Here is a 17,191-nt window from a genome sequence, read left to right as displayed (position 1 = left end):
TATGGTCAAAAAACAGCATGATAGACATCTGGAGAGTATCGGAGATTTTGCAATAGACGCTTTTCAAAATGATTTGCTGTACTGGTTTGAGCGTGAGCAGCGTATTCTGCCATGGCGAAAAAATCGTGATGCGTATCGCGTATGGGTTTCAGAGATCATGCTCCAGCAGACGCGAGTAGACACTGTAATACCTTATTACGAACGATTTATGGAACGATTCCCGACTGCAGGTGATCTGGCAGAAGCCGAGCTTGAGGAAGTGTATAAGTACTGGGAAGGATTGGGCTACTATTCCCGTGCTCGCAATCTGCATGCAGCTGTACAGGAAGTGCAGGAGAAATACGGCGGGGACGTACCGAATACACCTGAGGATGTACACGCACTGAAGGGTGTCGGTCCGTACACAGCCGGAGCCATTCTCAGCATCGCATACGGTCTGCCAGAGCCAGCGGTGGATGGCAATGTGATGCGGGTGCTCTCACGCATTTTGCTAATCGAAGACGACATCGCGAAGCCTTCTACGCGCAAGTTATTTGAAGCCATTATCCGGGTCATTATTGCCGAGCATAATCCGTCTTTCTTTAATCAGGCATTGATGGAGCTAGGGGCATTAATCTGCATTCCGCGCTCACCACGCTGTGAAAGTTGTCCGGTAGCGGTTCATTGTCGGGCGCGAGCAGCTGGTATACAGAAGGAGCTGCCGATTAAGTCCAAAGCAAAGAAGGGCCGAATCGAACAGCGCGCCGTTGCGCTTATTGGCAGACCGGACGGTACGTGGCTTATTCATCGCAGACCTGATACGGGGTTGCTTGCAGATTTGTGGGAGTTTCCCCATATCGAATATGCGAATGAGGTGCACATGCGAGAAGAGCTGAGTGTATACTTATATAAGATATTTGGCATACGAGCCATCCCGCGTGAACGAGTGATGGAACATAGCCATATTTTCTCTCACCTACAATGGAATATGCAGACATATATATGCACGTATGAGGGAGAAGTGCCAGATGCGGGGGTGGAGGAAGAGAAGCAGCGTATGAAGTGGGTGCGACCGGAGGAAATGGATGTGTATCCGTTCCCTGTATCTCATAAAAAAATTGCAGACGGGCTTCGCGAAGGATTCCAGGGAAGTTTACTTTAATCATTTTGATGCAGAGGTGAGAGTATGCAGTATAAACGACAAGAAGGATTTCGACTAGCGTTTCCGGATGGACTCGCCGGGACATTCCGTATTTTGCGCCTGGAAGAGAAAAATGTGAACAGTAGGGAGGGGGACGCCCTTATTCACGATATTAGTCCCAAAGGTGCCAAATTTTCAACCGCTCTTGATCTCCCGCTTTATCGAGGAGAGCTTGAGGTTAGCCTGCACTTTACTCTGTATCATGAACCATTCGACATCCGGGGAATTTTAAAATGGCAGCAGGAAAAGATGGGGCGGCAAGTGTATGGGATGACGTTCCTTGCGGACAGTTACCGTGAATCGGAGCTGCTGAGTGAACTGAAAGAATATCACAAAGAACACAGGCAGGGAGATAAATGAAAAAGGCAGGTGATCCATGTTGCGGATCGCCTGCCTTTTCTTGTCGTTGCTTAATTACGATTGCCAAAAATGCGCAGCAGGTAAAGAAACAAGTTGATGAAGTCGAGATACAGAATGAGCGCGCCCATAATCGCTTCTTTCGTATCGTCATCTGTGCCCTCATTGCCGATGATATTCGCTTCTCGAATGGCCTGAATGTCATATGCAGTCAGACCCGTGAAAATAATGACTCCAGCATACGTTGTAAGCCAGTACAGTGCGGAGCTAGCAAGAAAGAAGTTCACCAGAGTCGCCAGCAGAAGACCAATCAGCATCATGGTCAGAATCGAACCCATACGAGACAGATCGCGCTTCGTAACATAACCGTACAGGGCGGCTGCCCCAAACATCCCGGCTGTTACGAGAAAAGTCGTGGCAATGGATGCTGTCGTATACACGGCGAACACAAGAGAGAATGTAATCCCGTTTAGTGCTGCATAGACGAAAAATAACAGCATCGCTGTAGTAATAGACAGCTTCTGAACGCGGGCAGAAAGGAAAAAGACCATAACGAGTTCAGCAATAATAATCCCAAACAGTGCAAACGGGTTCGCGGAGAAATAGGCTAAGACATTATGATTGAGGCTTAGTGCATATGCCACAATTGCCGTCATAAGAAGTCCGGCGAACATCCACGAAAAAACGCGCTGCATGTAGCGACGCTGTTCTGTAATAACACCAGTTAAGTTCATAGTTGGTCACCTCACGATAAGTTTTTACTTCTATACTATAGTATACGTTATCCAAAGATTTCTAGTTTCGAAATTTTCACAGAAGGGTTATGGGCAAAAATCTGTGCGCCAGCCTCCTTCCTTCTCCGCGCCTACCGACAGTTGGGCCTGTTTATCAATGACATGGAATAGGTTCTTGCTCTTTTAAATGTCGTGTTTGGATACTCAATAATTTATAATAATTGGAATGTGCGTTGTCAAACCACATCATAACTTCATCCTGTTCAGCCCGTACACGCACCTTGAGTTTGAATTTGAATGTTCCATCTTCAGTTCCGTATTCAGGCAGGGGCTCTAATTCGATAAGCTGTGGGCACTCAAATGGCTTGGGTTTCCCATAATGCTCTTGTATAGCCCTTTGAATCGCAGGAGATAGATTGGACATAATCACTCGCTCCATTTTTACTTCTCGTGCTGTTCGTGGCCACCTAACTTCAACATCAACCCCGTACTTCCATTTCCACCAATGCTTTTCCAACCAACGACTATAATCAGGGTCTTCTGGCAATTTTCCATTTGTTTCTTCCAATACACGTTTCATATTTTCCAAGTCTTTTGCTGATACATCTGCATATTTCATTATGTCCTTGTCTGTAAAACCTGCATTGAGTAAACGTCTAATCGTCTCATTTTTTTCAATCATTTTTCCACTTGTGAGTCCAATATCGTATCCTTCGTTCCAGCCATGCCATTCATATTTTGAACATTTTTGTCGTTCTTCCTTCTTTTTATCTATTTCTTCAGCAATAACGAAGTGAGATATATTCATAATCAAAAAGAATAAGACAATGTTAAGTACAATAGATTTTTTCATCTTTACACCTCACCTTAATGTTCCAACAATTGAACAAATAAATTAGAGTTTGGAACGGAGGTCTTTTGTTATTAAGTTAACTGTACTTTCCTGGTAATTGATTTTACTTCCTTGCCTAAAAGAAGAAGGGAGATCAATGTTATTTGCCCAAGCTTGTCCATACACTTCCCGTATGGTTGCTAATTCACGTACATACTGGGTTTTGATTTTTTGAAATCAGAGCGTTGTTGGGAGGAGAGGAGAGAGAAGCAAGAGAGCGCCTATACGCTTCTACCCAGCGGAAGGAGAACGGCGAACGGATTTTTGCCCGCAATACTTCAATGAAAAACATCGCGGGTCCTCTTTTGCGGGCACGTTCGCCGGGCTCCTGGAGCGGCCAGCCATCACTTCTCTGTAAAGCGTACCGAAGCGAACGGCTTCTCTCTTCTCTACTCCCACCACCAACCTTACTCGATTCTCAAAAACATAACTTCCGAGCTCACAAAAAAGAGGCCAGCCACAATGACTGTCCTCTTACTCTTGCACAAAGGAAGTATAATTACTTCGCTTGCGCGTAGCGTTTGTTCACTTCATCCCAGTTTACTACGTTCCACCATGCACCAACGTAATCCGGGCGTTTGTTTTGGTATTTCAGGTAATAAGCATGCTCCCAAACATCGAGACCAAGGATTGGAGTTTTACCTTCCATCAGCGGGTTATCTTGGTTCGGAGTGCTTGTAATAGCCAGTTTGTCGCCGTCAACAACAACCCATGCCCAACCGCTACCGAAGCGAGTTGCTGCTGCTTTTGCGAATTCTTCTTTCATTTTGTCGAAGCTGCCGAAAGAAGCCTCGATAGCTTTTGCTACTTCGCCAGTTGGCGCACCGCCACCGTTCGGGGACATGATTTCCCAGAACAGGCTGTGGTTGTAGTGACCGCCACCATTGTTGCGAACCGCTGTGCGGATGCTTTCTGGTACGCTGTCAAGGTTTTGCAGTTCCTCGATAGATTTGCCTGCGAGTTCAGCGTGACCTTCGAGTGCTGCGTTCAGGTTGTTCACGTATGTTGCATGATGACGATCGTGGTGGATCTCCATTGTTTGTGCATCAATGTGCGGTTCAAGAGCATCAAAAGAATAAGGAAGAGCTGGTAATTCGAATTTAGCCATGATAAATTCCTCCTTCAAAATTTGGTAACGAGTTTGCTTTCCATATTTATTATAGCGTACTCATTCCATATTTCAATACAATACAAATAAAAAAGTATAATAAATAGTGTGCTAATCGTAAATAATGCGCGAGCTGTGATCCCAGGCCCCGCGGTCGCCGCTACGTCCGCCACGTTTTTCAATTTCGGCAATGATTTGCTTGTGGCGACTATTTCCTTGCGTGTTCAAGTACGAAACAAGATCGTCCATCATATCGTGATGGTACAGAAGCTCTTTCATATCCCACTCGGAAAGGGGAACGTTATCAAGTTCATCAAATTTTCGCCCAATGTACACGGTTGCTCACCTCCTAAGGCGGGTTCTCTTACTAACGTTCCCTGTCTGGCGGCAGTTAAACATGGTGAGAAAACGTATGATATAATCGGGAGAATACATATGAAGAGGCAGTAAACAACAGAAAGGGTGAGTTATCCATATGAATGAACGCAAAGTAGCCCTTATTACCGGCGGAACACGGGGGATTGGCAAAGCGATTGCCTTGCGTCTAGCCGAGCAGGGGTGCGATCTTGTGATTAATTATTTGCGTAACCGTACGCGTGCAGCTTATTAAAGGAAACATCGCGGATAAAGATAACATCAAAGAAATGTTCGAAGAGATCGATCGGGAATTCGGGCGTCTTGATTATTTTGTTAGTAATGCAGCATCTGGTGTGCTTCGCCCATTGATGGAACTTGAAGAGTCGCACTGGGATTGGACGATGAACATTAACAGCCGCGCGTATTTGTTTTGTGCACAGCAAGCCGCGAAGCTGATGGAGAAAACAGGCGGTGGTAAAATCATCGGTCTCTCAAGCCTCGGCTCTCAGTTTGTCATTCCGAATTATACAACGGTAGGGGTATCCAAAGCGGCACTTGAATCGCTTACACGCTATCTGGCCATTGAGCTTGCGCCGATGAATATTTCTGTGAATGCTGTATCGGGTGGAGCGGTCGACACGGATGCACTTAAACATTTCCCGAACCGGGAAGAAATTGTAAGTGAGGCGGCAGCCCGTACCCCGGCCGGGCGTATGGTTGAACCGGAAGATCTGGCCAATGCGGTTATGTTCCTGCTTTCTGATCAGGCATCCATGATTCGTGGACAGACGCTTGTTGTAGATGGGGGGATTTCAGTTCTTTTATAGGCAGATTTGATGCGGTTTTCTCCAAAGTGTGGTGGAGGAGCGGGATCGGGCGGGACCTCGTCACTTCGGTACGCTTACGGAGAAGTTGGGACTGTCCGCTCCAGGAGCCAGGTGAACTCGCCCACAAAAGAGGACCCACGATGTATGTGCATCGAAGTATTGTGGGCAAAAGCCCGTTCACCTAGCTCCTTCCGCTGGGGAGTCGAGTACAGGCGTTCCGTTGCCCCACCCGATCCCGCTCCTAGCATACTTTGGATGAAAACCATCAAGCAATATCAAGAGGCTGAGCTTTGCTATGCTATGCCTTCTTTTCTGCTGTCTTACTGCATATACTAATTAAATATATTGGTAGGTTTTCAAGGAATGTTCACAAATCACTCATTTTATGAAAGGGTTTTCAATTAAATTGATTGAATAAATGAAAAAAACAGAATAATGAAAGGGGCAATGAATCATGTACCCTCTAGAAGAAGTATTGACCTGGGAAGCGGAAATGTCTGATCGTCTGGCGGAGCAGCGCCAGATGCTATCTGTCTATAGATGGATGAGAATGGATTTAACGGATCGCCGTACAATACTTCTTGGAGGGGAACATATTGATACATTGACTCTGAATCAGGTAGATGAAGCCCTGTTTCAAATTGAGGAAATGATTGAAGCAGCTTGTATAACGATAAATGAGCAGGAAGAAGAAGTTCACCGCATGTACAGCGAATGGAATGTCGTTCATTCCTGTGGGGTATAGTTAGGAGCCTGCCCGGTATACGGCAGGCTTTTTTGTTCATGAATAGCCTGTACGTTTTCGCACGCGACATTTTTCTACAGGTAGTGTAAAATAAGAGGAGATAAAAAGCAGGGAGGACATAGGCGTGTTAATACGGTCGTTTCGCTTAGGGGATTATGCATTTATCACTCGCATCTGGGAAGAAACAGGGCTCGAACAAACAGAAACCGAAACGCTTGACGCGTTAGCCAGACAGCTAGCATGGGACAGTGATCTTGTGATGATTGCTGAATACGAAGGCCAGGTAGCTGGCGTTATCGTTGGGACGATCGACGGCACGCGCGGTTATTTCTATCGGCTGGCAGTGGACCCGAAGCTTCAGGGGCACGGACTGGGGCGCAAACTTGTCGAGGCGCTCGAGAAACGGTTCCGCCAGCGCGGCGTCACGAGAGTGTTTATTATGGTAAATCAGGATAATAAGAAGGTGCTTCCTTTCTACAGTTCATTAGGGTATGACATAAAGGAGTACATCACGTTATCCAAGAAAATTGATCCAGAATCTGAAGTGGGCTGAATGAGTGAGAAACACAGTCCATATATTATGAAGAAAAAGGAAGGAGAGCGTGATGACATCACCCGGCACTCCATTTCGCATTGAAAGCTATAAGCACGACCAGCTATTCCACCGTTCGTGGGATAAAACGATCTTGCTTCACAGAAGTGATACCGTGCTGATTGGCGGCAATGATAACGTCCGTGTAACAGAATCGGACGGGCGGGAGTGGCGGACGCGTGAACCGGCGATCTGTACATTTGGACGGGGACAGTGGTTTAATACGATTGCGATGATTCGGACAGATGGCATCTATTACTACTGCAACATTGGCTCACCGTTTTTATTCCGTAATGATCTGCTTACCTACATCGACTATGATCTTGATGTGAAGGTGTATCCGGATATGAGCTATAACATTCTGGATAAGGAAGAGTTCGCGCTGCACAGCCGCCGCATGCAGTATCCGCAGGATGTAATTCAGCTTGTACACAAAGGTGTTCAGGAAGTTGTAACCTGGATACAAGAACGGAGGGGGCCGTTTCATCCCGGTTTTGTTGAGCGCTGGTATGAACGGTATTTGCAGCTGAAGAATCAGTAAGACTCCTTTTCTTTGTGGAAAGGAGTTTTTTATCATTTCAGCTGTAAAAGTAAGGAGGGGAAGCATGGAAAGCATCAAGCGATATTTGCTGTTCGTAAAACCATACTGGACGCGCATTATTACCACGATTGCGATCGGTATCGTAAAATTCGGCATTCCGCTTATTATGCCGCTGCTGCTGAAATATGTAGTGGATGATATTTTGCTTGTGTCGGGCGATGCTCATGCCAAGCTTACGCAGCTTAGCTGGATTATGGTGGGGGTATTTTTTATTTTTACGGTTGTGCGCTGGCCGATTGAGTACTGGCGGCAGTATTTGGCGCAGTCAGTATCGAACCGTGTATTGTACGATATCCGCAGTCGAGCATTTGATCATATTCAGAAGTTATCGTTGCGGTATTTTCATAATCATCGGGCAGGAGAAGTCATTTCCCGGGTTATTAACGACGTAGAGCAGACGAAGAGCTTCGTGGATACGGGCCTGATGAATATTTGGCTCGATCTGGTCACCTTGCTTATCGCTGTAGCCATTATGATGTCAATGGACGGATGGCTGACGCTTGTCTCGATCTGTATGTTCCCGCTGTATGGATTTTCGATCAAATATTTTTACTCCCGGTTGCGAGGTTTAACGCGCACCCGCTCGCAGGCGCTCGCCACTTTGCAGGCGCATCTGCACGAACGTGTCCAGGGCGTGCCGGTTATTAAAAGCTTCGCGTTAGAAGAGCATGAGCAGGGGCAGTTCGATGCGCGCAATCAGAATTTCCTGACTAGAGCGCTTGACCATACGAGTTGGAATGCCAAAACATTTGCGACGGTGAATACGATTACCGACATTGCACCGCTGCTTGTCATTATGGTGGCAGGCTATCGGGTTGTGAACGGAACGTTGACAGTCGGAGAACTGGTTGCGTTCTATGCGTATCTGGATCGGTTGTATGCGCCGCTTCGCCGTCTGGTCAATGCCTCGACTACAATGACGCAGGCATATGCGTCGATGGACCGTGTATTTGAGTTTTTCGATGAGAAGTATGATGTTACCGATAAGCCAGGTGCACATGAATTGCCACGCATCGAAGGTCGGGTAGAATTTGACGGAGTACGCTTCCGTTACGCCGATGAGGGAGAAGACGTGCTGCGCGGTGTTAACCTGACCGTAGAACCGGGGAAAACGGTGGCACTTGTTGGGATGAGCGGCGGGGGGAAATCGTCGCTGATCAGTCTGATTCCGCGCTTCTATGATGTAGAGAGCGGCAGCATTCGGATTGACGGATACGATGTGCGGGATGTAACGATGAAGAGCTTGCGTAGCCAGATTGGTATGGTCTTGCAGGACAATATTTTGTTCAGTGATTCGATCCGGCAGAATATCCTGATGGGCAATCCAGAGGCGAGCGAGGAAGAAGTAATCGCAGCCGCGAAAGCAGCGAATGCACATGATTTCATTCTAGAGCTTTCAGACGGCTATGATACGGAGATTGGTGAGCGCGGCGTCAAGCTTTCCGGCGGGCAGAAGCAACGCATCGCGATTGCACGTGTGTTTCTCAAAAACCCGCGCATTCTCATTCTCGATGAAGCAACGTCTGCGCTGGATCTCGAGTCGGAGCATCTCATCCAGCAAGCGCTTGAGAAGCTCGCGTATAACCGTACGACCTTTATTGTCGCACACCGCCTGTCTACGATCACGCATGCAGATGTGATTGTGTTGATCGAGAATGGACAGATTCGTGAGCAGGGAACTCATGCGGAGCTTATGGCACTGCATGGGGCGTACTACAAGTTGTTCACAGTACAAAATTTGGATGAGAGTTGATACGGCTGGATGGATCTTTTCTCATACGGTTGAAGTCTCGCAGCGTAGACGCTATGATAGATAAAAAAACGTATGTTATTTTACATTACATGGAGAAAGGTGATTCAATTGGAAACGAATCCAGGGACATCGAATTTTATTAAAAATATTGTCACCGACGACCTGCAATCCGGGAAGGTCGATACAGTTGTAACTCGCTTTCCGCCGGAGCCAAACGGTTATTTACATATCGGACACGCAAAGTCCATCTGCCTGAACTTTGAGCTGGCTGATGAATTCAAAGGCAAGACGAATTTACGCTTTGATGACACGAACCCGCTGAAAGAAGATGTGGAATACGTGGAATCGATTAAAGAAGATGTGAAATGGCTCGGTTTTGAATGGGACGGCATGTTCTTTGCTTCCGATTACTTTGAAGAAATGTACAATCGTGCGGTGCTGCTTATCAAAAAAGGGAAGGCGTACGTATGTGAGCTTATGCCTGAGCAAATGCGCGAAATGCGTGGTACGCTGACAGAGTCAGGTAAGGAGAGCCCGTATCGCAATCGTACCGTGGAAGAAAATCTCGATTTGTTTGAGCGGATGCGTAAAGGTGAGTTCAAAGACGGCGAGAAAGTGCTTCGTGCCAAAATCGATATGAGCTCCCCGAATATGAATATGCGGGACCCAGTTCTGTACCGTATTTCTCATGCGGAACATCATAATACAGGTGATAAATGGTGCATCTATCCGATGTATGATTTCGCGCACCCACTCGAAGACGCTATCGAAGGCGTGACGCATTCCATCTGTACGCTGGAATTTGAAGATCACCGTCCATTGTATGACTGGGTCATCGAAGAATGCGAGATGGAAGCTCGCCCGCGTCAGTACGAATTTGCTCGTCTGAACGTGACGAATACGGTAATGAGTAAGCGTAAACTTAAACTTCTTGTAGATGAGAAGCATGTTGATGGCTGGGATGACCCTCGCATGCCAACCATCTCCGGTCTGCGCCGCCGCGGCTATACACCGGAAGCGATTCGTACATTCTGCCGTGAGATCGGTGTTGCTCGCAGCAACAGTACCGTAGATGAGAAGCTACTCGAACATTTTATTCGCGAAGACTTGAAACTCAAGGTGCCACGTACGATGGGTGTGCTTCGTCCGCTCAAAGTGGTGATCACGAACTATCCAGAAGGACAGGTCGAGATGCTAGATGCAGAGATTAACCCGGAAAACCCGGAGATGGGCATTCGTCAGATTCCATTCTCCCGCGAGATTTACGTGGAGCAAGATGATTTCATGGAAGTGCCACCGAGCAAATACCACCGCCTGTTCCCTGGTAATGAAGTGCGCTTAAAGCATGCGTACTTCATTAAGTGTAATGACTTCGTCAAAGACGAGAATGGCAATGTAGTGGAACTGCATTGCACATACGACCCGGAGACAAAAAGCGGATCAGATTTTAATGCTCGTAAAGTGAAAGGAACGATCCACTGGGTAGAAGCGACACAGGCTGTCCCGGCTGAATTCCGTCTGTACGAACCGCTTATCCTCGATGAGCAGGAAGATGAGGAGAAATCGTTCCTAGAGAACGTCAATCCGAATTCACTGGAAGTCGTGCAAGGATTTGTCGAGCCGAACATGAAAGATGTGAAAGCACATGATAAGTTCCAGTTCTTCCGCCACGGTTATTTCAATGTTGATCCGAAAGATACGACAGCAGATGAGCTTGTATTCAATCTGATTGTATCGCTGAAGAGTTCTTTTAAATTGCCGAAGAAATAATAAGAATATCAAGCAAAAAGAAGAAGCTGTCCTATGATAAAGGACAGCTTCTTTCTATCGTGATTACCCTATCTCAAGCTAAGTGTTTCAGGAGGATAGTTGCTTCATCCATTCTAGCAAACTTTGTTGTTTTTGCTCGCGGATTTGTTCGACCTCCGTACTGGCAAGCACTTGACCGTTGCTGATCATAATTACATAATCAAGCAATGGTTCGATTTCAGCGATTTCGTGTGTGGTGATGATCACCGTTTGTTCCTCGAAATTAATGAATGAGATGAGACTGCGAATGACAGAATCACGCACGAGTGGATCAAGACCAGACAGCGGCTCATCCATCAAAATATACGGTACGTTACGAGACAGCGTAAGTACAAGCTTGACCCTTCCTCGATTCCCTTTGGAAAGATGCGCAACTTTTTTAGTTGGATCAAGCTTGAAGAACTGAATCATATCCTGTGCTTTATTCTGATCGAAGTCCGGGTATTGGGAAGCGTAATACTTGACGATTTCCTGGACCGTATAAAAATCATACAGTTGATCAAGCTCTGATAAATAAGCAACATACTGACTAATTCGTCGCGTAACCGGAATACCATCTACGAGTATAGTTCCGCTTGTTGGTTGGATCAGTCCAGCGATGAGCTTTAGTGTCGTGGACTTGCCGCTCCCGTTCTCCCCGATAATGCCGATGATTTTTCCCTTTGGCAGTGTCAGAGAAATATTAGTCAATGCGCTTTGGGTGATGTAGCGTTTGCTGACGTTTTGCAGCTCAATCATGTCGCTGTCCTCCCTCGTTAGAATCAAAAAGCTGGTCGATACATCGCATCGTTTCTTCTTTTGTAAACCCCATCTGTTTCATGTCATGGATAAACTTCCGGGTGTGCTCCTGTTTTAACTTTTCTTTCCATTGAACGATACTTTCTAGATTCTCTGTTACAAATGTACCTTGTCCGCGGCGTGTTTCGACGATTTCCATACGTTCCAACTCCTGATAGGTTCTTGATACCGTATTGGGATTTACTTTGAATTCAAGTGCCATATCTCGAATGGATGGTAGCTTGTCACCAGGTTTCCGCTCATTTCTGACGATTTGCCAGGTGATATGATCGGAAATTTGTAAGTAGATCGGTTTTTCTGTGCTGAATGTATCCATGAATTAGACCTCCACTTTTCGCTCCAGAAGGTAGCAGGATGTGGCGAACAGTAAGATGGCTTTTATAATGCCAAATAGGAGCCAGCCAATTGGGAATTGTCCGATTGATTCTGCTTGTATGCTAATTTGCTGTGTTGAGGTGTGCAAAGTGGGAAAGTCGACTGTGAGGCTGTTCAGTTCATGTAATCCAGGTAGTTGGCTGATTTTTTCTAGCAGCATCATCAATGCAATGAGAACGATAAGCGTTACGACGACACTCCAGCTTTTCAAACGACTGTATAGTGTTTTGTAAATGGACCAGGCAAATTGATAGCCGATCGCCAAATATAAGCTTGCTAGCGCAATAAAGAGTGCAACGCTGCCGATCAACGTATATACATTTTCGACGCTCGTATTCATGATGATTCCTTTTAGCGGTTGAATTGCAATTAACAGATAGCCCAGACTAATAAGAAAAGAAAGAGCAAATCCTCCTAGACCAGTGAGAAGCTTACCTCCAAGTAGCTGCCATGCTGGCTGTGGCTGCGTTAGCCATAGATGCATGCGATTGCTTTCGTTGCCCAGGCTCTTTATCATGTATATCGGTAAATAGCCGATGTGTATGCCACACAGAATGAAGGCTGCGATAAGCTTGGCCGCATGTATGTCTATTCCGTTTGCTTTACTAGACGTATACAGGCTGAAAATAATCAACCCTGCTAGTAGTCCGAGCATAATGATAAGAAATGTTCGCATCATACGTCCTTCTTTTTTGATGTATCCAACAAATGCTTGCACGTATATCACTCCTTTTTGTTTTAGTGTATTAGTTATATAGTACACTAGTTTCGTGGGGTGGTCAATAAGAATAGAAAAACACTATCCTGTATCTCAGCGTGCGAGAAAGGATAGTGTTTGGTACTATAGTGTATGTAGAATGTAAAAGAGAATAGCCCAAAAACCAAAGAGAGCAAGTAGCAGACCGAGGAGAATCGTCTTCCATAACGGTTGGTTTTGTCTCTGTAAATAGGCGAGCCCTTCTTCCCGCGTGAATTGGTCGATTTTTTTTGTATGACGAATCGAGAACCAGTTAAGCATTGGCAGTGTAATGAAAAGCAGCAGAATAAAGAAGCCCCACGGCATTTCAAACTCACCAAAATTTTGAGCGGAAGGCTTCTGCATGAGTCCAACTCCGATTAACAGGGCACCAGTTAAGCAAGACATGATAAGACCATTTTTTGAAATTCGCCTCCACTCTAGACCGAAGCGATTCAATTCATAATCATGAAGTTCACGCTGGGATGGAAAGAAGCAAAAGAAAATACCAAGTGATGCATATGGATAGGGAAGAAGTTTTAGCAGAGAGTCTAGCATGATGAACGTTCCAAATCCAACTTGAAAATACTTGATCGAGATCATTGGCAGGGTTGTTGATAAAAGAATGACAAAAATGCTAAACATATTCAGGATAATCAGTTCTTTTCGGCGTAGCTGCCGCAATCGTTTTGCCTCCAACTCTATTCCTCCTACCTCTTCCCTATATATTACCACATCTTATGACGTCTAAAGTTGAAGACATGGTGTTCACACGATTATAACTTGACCTAGTCTGTCCAATTCCATAGAATGACGAGTATATATGGTCTGGGGGGTATAGATAAAATGAATCGATTCAGCAGCACAACACGCATGTGGCTTGGAGCTGCTCTATGTGCTGTCCTGATTGCTGTCGGTGGATACTGGATGTACACGTACACCGCAAAGTCCGGTGGAATGCCAGAAGAAGGCATGGACATGTCAGGTACACATGCGTCAGCACATTCGGAGAGTGGAGAACATGAGGGGATGGAGCATGTTACACCGTGTACAGAATTTGTGCCGGATACCATAAAGCGTCCGGTAAAAGAATTTACACTGGTCGCGCAGACGAAGACCATTCAGCTTGCTTCCGGTGAAAAAGTAGAAGTGATGACTTACAACGGCACAGTTCCTGGACCGGAGTTACGTGTGCAGGTGGGGGATCGTGTCCGCGTTCATCTGAAAAACGAAATGAAAGAATCAACAGCTATTCACTGGCATGGTGTAGAACTTCCATGCTCTCAGGATGGGGTAGCGGGCATTACACAAGATGCGGTGAAGCAAGGAGAGAGCTATACATACGAATTTGTCGCCCAACGTGCCGGAACATTCTGGTATCATTCGCATCAGTATAGTGCTGAACAGGCCAAAAAAGGGCTGGCAGGCAAGTTAATCATCGAGCCAAAAGAAAAGAAATATGACCGAGATTATGCGGTCATGCTGCTAAAGCTTCTGGATACGTACTACATGGTAGATGGAAAAGAAAAAGTCCAGACATTTGCGGCGAAGCCAGGTGAAATGGTTCGTGTTCGTCTCATCAATGCGGATAACTTCACGCATAATATGACAGTCGTTGGTGCCCCGTACCAACTTCTTTCCATTGACGGGTTCGACTTGAACGAACCACCTAAAATTGAGAACAAGCTGGTTGCCATTGGTGCAGGCCAGCGAATGGACTTCTTGTTTCGCATGCCAGCTAGTGGGTCTGTACAAGTCGTAAGCGGAGATACGGAAGAGAAAGCGCGTCAGTTACTGCGCATGAATTTTGGCAGTAGTGAGGGAAGTGCAGGGGCCTCTGCGGAGAAGATCGCCTCATACCCGATGGTTGATATTTATGCATACGGAAAACCAAAAGTCGATGCGCTCTCCGCAATCAAGAAGCCTACTCGTTCGTATGATATGACGCTAGGAGATGCGATCGTAAAAGATGAGAACGGCAATCCGAAGCTTGTGTATACGATCAACGGAAAATCAGGTATGGACATTCCGCACTTAATGGTTAGAAAAGGTGATGTAGTCAAAATGACATTCCGCAATCCGAGTAAGCTTGATCATCCGATGCATCTACACGGTCATGCATTCAAAGTATTAACCCGGAACGGGAAGCCAATCAGCGGAAGTCCGTTGTATATGGATAATATCCTCGTACGTCCGGGTGAAACGTATGAGATTATGCTCAAAGCGGAAAATCCGGGTCTATGGATGCTGCATTGTCACAACTTGCCGCATGCTACATATGGCATGAGTACGATGATGAATTATGAAGGTGTCAGTACCCCATATCGTGTCGGCGGAAAATCAGGTAACTTCCCGGATTAAGATGATAATCTATTGAAGAAACGAAAACAGGAGGGTTCTTCGTAAAGAAGAATCCTCCTGTTTTTTGTTGTACAGAATGTTATGCGTGAGTGCCCGGCTCCTCATAGATCGCTTCCCAGCCTGCTGGTGTAACGAAAATTCGGATGCATTTGATTTTGCGGTCGTCGCATAGCGTGAACCAGTGACGCGCATAAGCCGGAACCGAAATCAGATCGCCTGGCTCCATTACAACATCGAAGTAGCGGCCATCCGTAGCTTTCAACGTAAAGATGCCGTGTCCATCCACGCAGAAGCGCACTTCATCATCTGTATGGTGGTGCTCTGCTTTAAATTTATCGAGGAGGGTATCAAGATTTGGAGTAGCATCAGAGAGCACGATGATGTCTTCTGTCTGATAACCACGGCGTGCGCTCAGTTCAGCAATTTCCGGACGGAACGATTCAATGATTTGTTGTTTTTGTTCACCGGTGAGCGTGTAATTTTCTTTCAGCTCGCCGGTTAGACGCTCTACGCCCCAATTTTCATAAATAACATCTTGTGTTTGCAGGTACTCAGTAACTTCGTGTCCTGTTACGATTTGCTCCTGTGTATCACGGAATGTAATGTATGCCATCGTTAATACCCCCTGTATAAAAGTAATAGGATTATGCCTGTACGGCTAAGTGGCGCACTTGCAGCCACTGAAGATGATATGAGAACAAAAATTCAAATGATTCAAGGTGACGTTTTGCTTCGAAGTCATTGCCGCCCCAGGCATAAATGCCATGATTGCGAATTAAGACTCCAGGGATGCGTGGATCGAGAACATTTTCCACAGCATTCGCAAGTTTTGGGATATCTGCATAGTTTTCGACGATCGGGATGCGAATCTCCGCTCCTTCTTCCCAGATACCAAGACCTTTGATCAGCTCCTGATCACGTAAGGTTACATAGCTGACATCGCCGTATAGCTCAGAGATGAGATTGTTTGCAATCGTATGAACGTGGAATACAGCTCCTGCTTTCGGAATGTTACGATAGATCGCGGTATGAATTTGTGTTTCAGCCGACGGTTTGAGCGATGTCGCTTCGTACGGCTTGTTTTCAGCATCGACGACAAGGTAATCATTTGGCGTCGAGATGGTTTTATCCTTTCCGCTGGCTGTTACGGCAACTAGCAGAGGAGAAGAGCTAATTTTGACTGAGAGATTGCCGCTTGTACCTGGGAACCAGCCTCGGGCAGCGAAGGTAAGTTTGGCTTGATCAAGCTGTTGAAATGCCAGTTGGCGGGCTTCATGTGTGAATGTGCTCATGATGTTCCCTCCGTTTTTACTTGAAGTCGTTTCAGTGCGTCGATACAGTCATAAAAATCAGCAAAGCGGTCGTATGCGATGCCAAGCTCTTCACATTTTTCTTCCAGATACGCACGGGCGATTACCGCATCCGCGATTTTTGCGCCTTCTAAGTCGGTAATGCTGTCTCCGATAACGACTTTGAAATAGTCGTCGTTACGATAGCTGCGGTTCACGGTTGTTTTGCACATGCCGCAGTCCACATCGCAGTGCTCATCACATGTATATGGATAGATGATGTTGACATATTCGCCTGTGAAGTCCGCTTTATTGCAATAAATTTTCGGAATGCGATCTGCATACGGGGCAAGAATCGGTTCAATGAAGAAGTCGATGCCGTTGCTGGTCACAAGCAGTTCAATTTCATGTGCATGACAGAAGTCCACGAACTCTCCGAAGCCAGGGCGAACGACGGCGCGCTGTAATACGAAGTCAGTCATCTCCTGACGCTTCTCGCTTGGAATCAGGGCGAAAAGCGCATGGACGCCAGCGCGCAGACTTTGTTTTTTCGCAAACATATCATCTACGATACTTTTCCATTCTGGCGGAGCGAATTCGGCCATGATATCAATAATGTTGTCTTTCTCAGTGATAGTGCCATCAAAGTCGCAAAAGATCACAATTTTTTTGCTCAT

The 17,191-nt window shown here is 46.1% G+C and carries 19 protein-coding genes and 1 pseudogene; 9 read left to right on the top strand and 11 right to left on the bottom strand.

Going from position 1 to position 17,191, the window contains the following annotated elements:
- Position 1 precedes the first annotated feature (1 nt).
- Both mutY and CB4_RS19295 read left to right on the top strand, forming a co-directional pair.
- Positions 2–1,141 (top strand): A/G-specific adenine glycosylase, encoded by a 1,140-nt coding sequence (gene mutY / locus CB4_RS19300; protein ID WP_096467325.1) that lies wholly within the window; start codon positions 2–4, stop codon positions 1,139–1,141.
- Between the two features lie 24 nt (positions 1,142–1,165).
- Positions 1,166–1,540: a PilZ domain-containing protein gene (locus CB4_RS19295; protein ID WP_096467324.1), complete on the top strand. Its 375-nt coding sequence runs from the start codon at positions 1,166–1,168 to the stop codon at positions 1,538–1,540.
- Between the two features lie 50 nt (positions 1,541–1,590).
- Here the strand turns inward: CB4_RS19295 and CB4_RS19290 are convergent, their stop codons facing one another.
- The 4 genes from CB4_RS19290 to CB4_RS19275 all read right to left on the bottom strand — a co-directional run bounded on the left by CB4_RS19290 (position 1,591) and on the right by CB4_RS19275 (position 4,607).
- Entirely contained in the window at positions 1,591–2,271 is a 681-nt protein-coding gene (locus CB4_RS19290; protein ID WP_096467323.1) for a Bax inhibitor-1/YccA family protein, read from the bottom strand.
- Between the two features lie 154 nt (positions 2,272–2,425).
- The gene (locus tag CB4_RS19285; protein ID WP_096467322.1) at positions 2,426–3,124 is read right to left on the bottom strand and encodes a DUF3888 domain-containing protein; all 699 of its coding nucleotides are present in this window, start codon (positions 3,122–3,124) and stop codon (positions 2,426–2,428) included.
- A gap of 538 nt (positions 3,125–3,662) precedes the next feature.
- Positions 3,663–4,271 (bottom strand): superoxide dismutase, encoded by a 609-nt coding sequence (locus tag CB4_RS19280; RefSeq protein WP_096467321.1) that lies wholly within the window; start codon positions 4,269–4,271, stop codon positions 3,663–3,665.
- A gap of 111 nt (positions 4,272–4,382) precedes the next feature.
- Complete coding sequence (locus CB4_RS19275; RefSeq protein ID WP_096467320.1) at positions 4,383–4,607, bottom strand: hypothetical protein; 225 nt, start codon at positions 4,605–4,607, stop codon at positions 4,383–4,385.
- A 139-nt stretch (positions 4,608–4,746) separates the two neighbouring features.
- On the opposite strand from CB4_RS19275, the pseudogene fabL reads away from it, so the two are divergent.
- The 6 genes and pseudogenes from fabL (at position 4,747) to CB4_RS19245 (ending at position 10,916) form a co-directional block, all read left to right on the top strand.
- Positions 4,747–5,455, top strand: a pseudogene (fabL, locus tag CB4_RS19270) (enoyl-[acyl-carrier-protein] reductase FabL).
- A 454-nt stretch (positions 5,456–5,909) separates the two neighbouring features.
- A complete protein-coding gene (locus CB4_RS19265) occupies positions 5,910–6,200 on the top strand; it encodes a hypothetical protein (RefSeq protein ID WP_096467319.1) in 291 nt (96 codons plus the stop codon).
- Positions 6,201–6,324: 124 nt separating this feature from the next.
- On the top strand, positions 6,325–6,753 hold the full coding sequence (locus CB4_RS19260; protein WP_096467318.1) for a GNAT family N-acetyltransferase: 429 nt from the start codon (positions 6,325–6,327) through the stop codon (positions 6,751–6,753).
- A 49-nt stretch (positions 6,754–6,802) separates the two neighbouring features.
- Complete coding sequence (locus CB4_RS19255) at positions 6,803–7,333, top strand: DUF402 domain-containing protein (RefSeq protein WP_373681351.1); 531 nt, start codon at positions 6,803–6,805, stop codon at positions 7,331–7,333.
- A 64-nt stretch (positions 7,334–7,397) separates the two neighbouring features.
- A complete protein-coding gene (locus CB4_RS19250) occupies positions 7,398–9,146 on the top strand; it encodes an ABC transporter ATP-binding protein (RefSeq protein ID WP_096467316.1) in 1,749 nt (582 codons plus the stop codon).
- Positions 9,147–9,245: 99 nt separating this feature from the next.
- Positions 9,246–10,916 carry a glutamine--tRNA ligase/YqeY domain fusion protein gene (locus CB4_RS19245; RefSeq protein ID WP_408607748.1) on the top strand — a complete coding sequence of 557 codons (1,671 nt, stop codon included), beginning with the start codon at positions 9,246–9,248 and terminating at the stop codon, positions 10,914–10,916.
- A gap of 87 nt (positions 10,917–11,003) precedes the next feature.
- Here CB4_RS19245 and CB4_RS19240 read toward each other — a convergent pair whose 3' ends face one another.
- The 4 genes from CB4_RS19240 to CB4_RS19225 all read right to left on the bottom strand — a co-directional run bounded on the left by CB4_RS19240 (position 11,004) and on the right by CB4_RS19225 (position 13,563).
- Positions 11,004–11,693 (bottom strand): ABC transporter ATP-binding protein, encoded by a 690-nt coding sequence (locus CB4_RS19240; protein WP_096467314.1) that lies wholly within the window; start codon positions 11,691–11,693, stop codon positions 11,004–11,006.
- On the bottom strand, positions 11,686–12,069 hold the full coding sequence (locus CB4_RS19235) for a GntR family transcriptional regulator (RefSeq protein ID WP_096467313.1): 384 nt from the start codon (positions 12,067–12,069) through the stop codon (positions 11,686–11,688). Before CB4_RS19235 ends, CB4_RS19240 begins: the two co-directional genes overlap by 8 nt.
- A 3-nt stretch (positions 12,070–12,072) precedes the next feature.
- Entirely contained in the window at positions 12,073–12,846 is a 774-nt protein-coding gene (locus CB4_RS19230) for a hypothetical protein (protein WP_096467312.1), read from the bottom strand.
- Between the two features lie 123 nt (positions 12,847–12,969).
- Complete coding sequence (locus CB4_RS19225; protein WP_096467311.1) at positions 12,970–13,563, bottom strand: hypothetical protein; 594 nt, start codon at positions 13,561–13,563, stop codon at positions 12,970–12,972.
- Positions 13,564–13,710: 147 nt separating this feature from the next.
- Between CB4_RS19225 and CB4_RS19220 the strand changes: the two genes are divergently transcribed.
- A complete protein-coding gene (locus tag CB4_RS19220; protein ID WP_172890926.1) occupies positions 13,711–15,225 on the top strand; it encodes a multicopper oxidase family protein in 1,515 nt (504 codons plus the stop codon).
- A gap of 79 nt (positions 15,226–15,304) precedes the next feature.
- Here CB4_RS19220 and CB4_RS19215 read toward each other — a convergent pair whose 3' ends face one another.
- From CB4_RS19215 to CB4_RS19205, 3 genes are read right to left on the bottom strand one after another with little or no spacing between them, the layout of a single operon-like run.
- The gene (locus tag CB4_RS19215; protein WP_096467309.1) at positions 15,305–15,838 is read right to left on the bottom strand and encodes a 1,2-dihydroxy-3-keto-5-methylthiopentene dioxygenase; all 534 of its coding nucleotides are present in this window, start codon (positions 15,836–15,838) and stop codon (positions 15,305–15,307) included.
- 31 nt (positions 15,839–15,869) lie between these two features.
- The gene (locus CB4_RS19210) at positions 15,870–16,517 is read right to left on the bottom strand and encodes a methylthioribulose 1-phosphate dehydratase (protein WP_096467308.1); all 648 of its coding nucleotides are present in this window, start codon (positions 16,515–16,517) and stop codon (positions 15,870–15,872) included.
- Complete coding sequence (locus CB4_RS19205; protein ID WP_096467307.1) at positions 16,514–17,191, bottom strand: MtnX-like HAD-IB family phosphatase; 678 nt, start codon at positions 17,189–17,191, stop codon at positions 16,514–16,516. The genes CB4_RS19210 and CB4_RS19205 overlap by 4 nt, the downstream gene beginning before the upstream one ends.

Source organism: Aneurinibacillus soli (assembly GCF_002355375.1).
In the GTDB taxonomy this organism is placed as follows: domain Bacteria; phylum Bacillota; class Bacilli; order Aneurinibacillales; family Aneurinibacillaceae; genus Aneurinibacillus; species Aneurinibacillus soli.
This window is presented reverse-complemented; position numbering and strand designations above follow the sequence as displayed.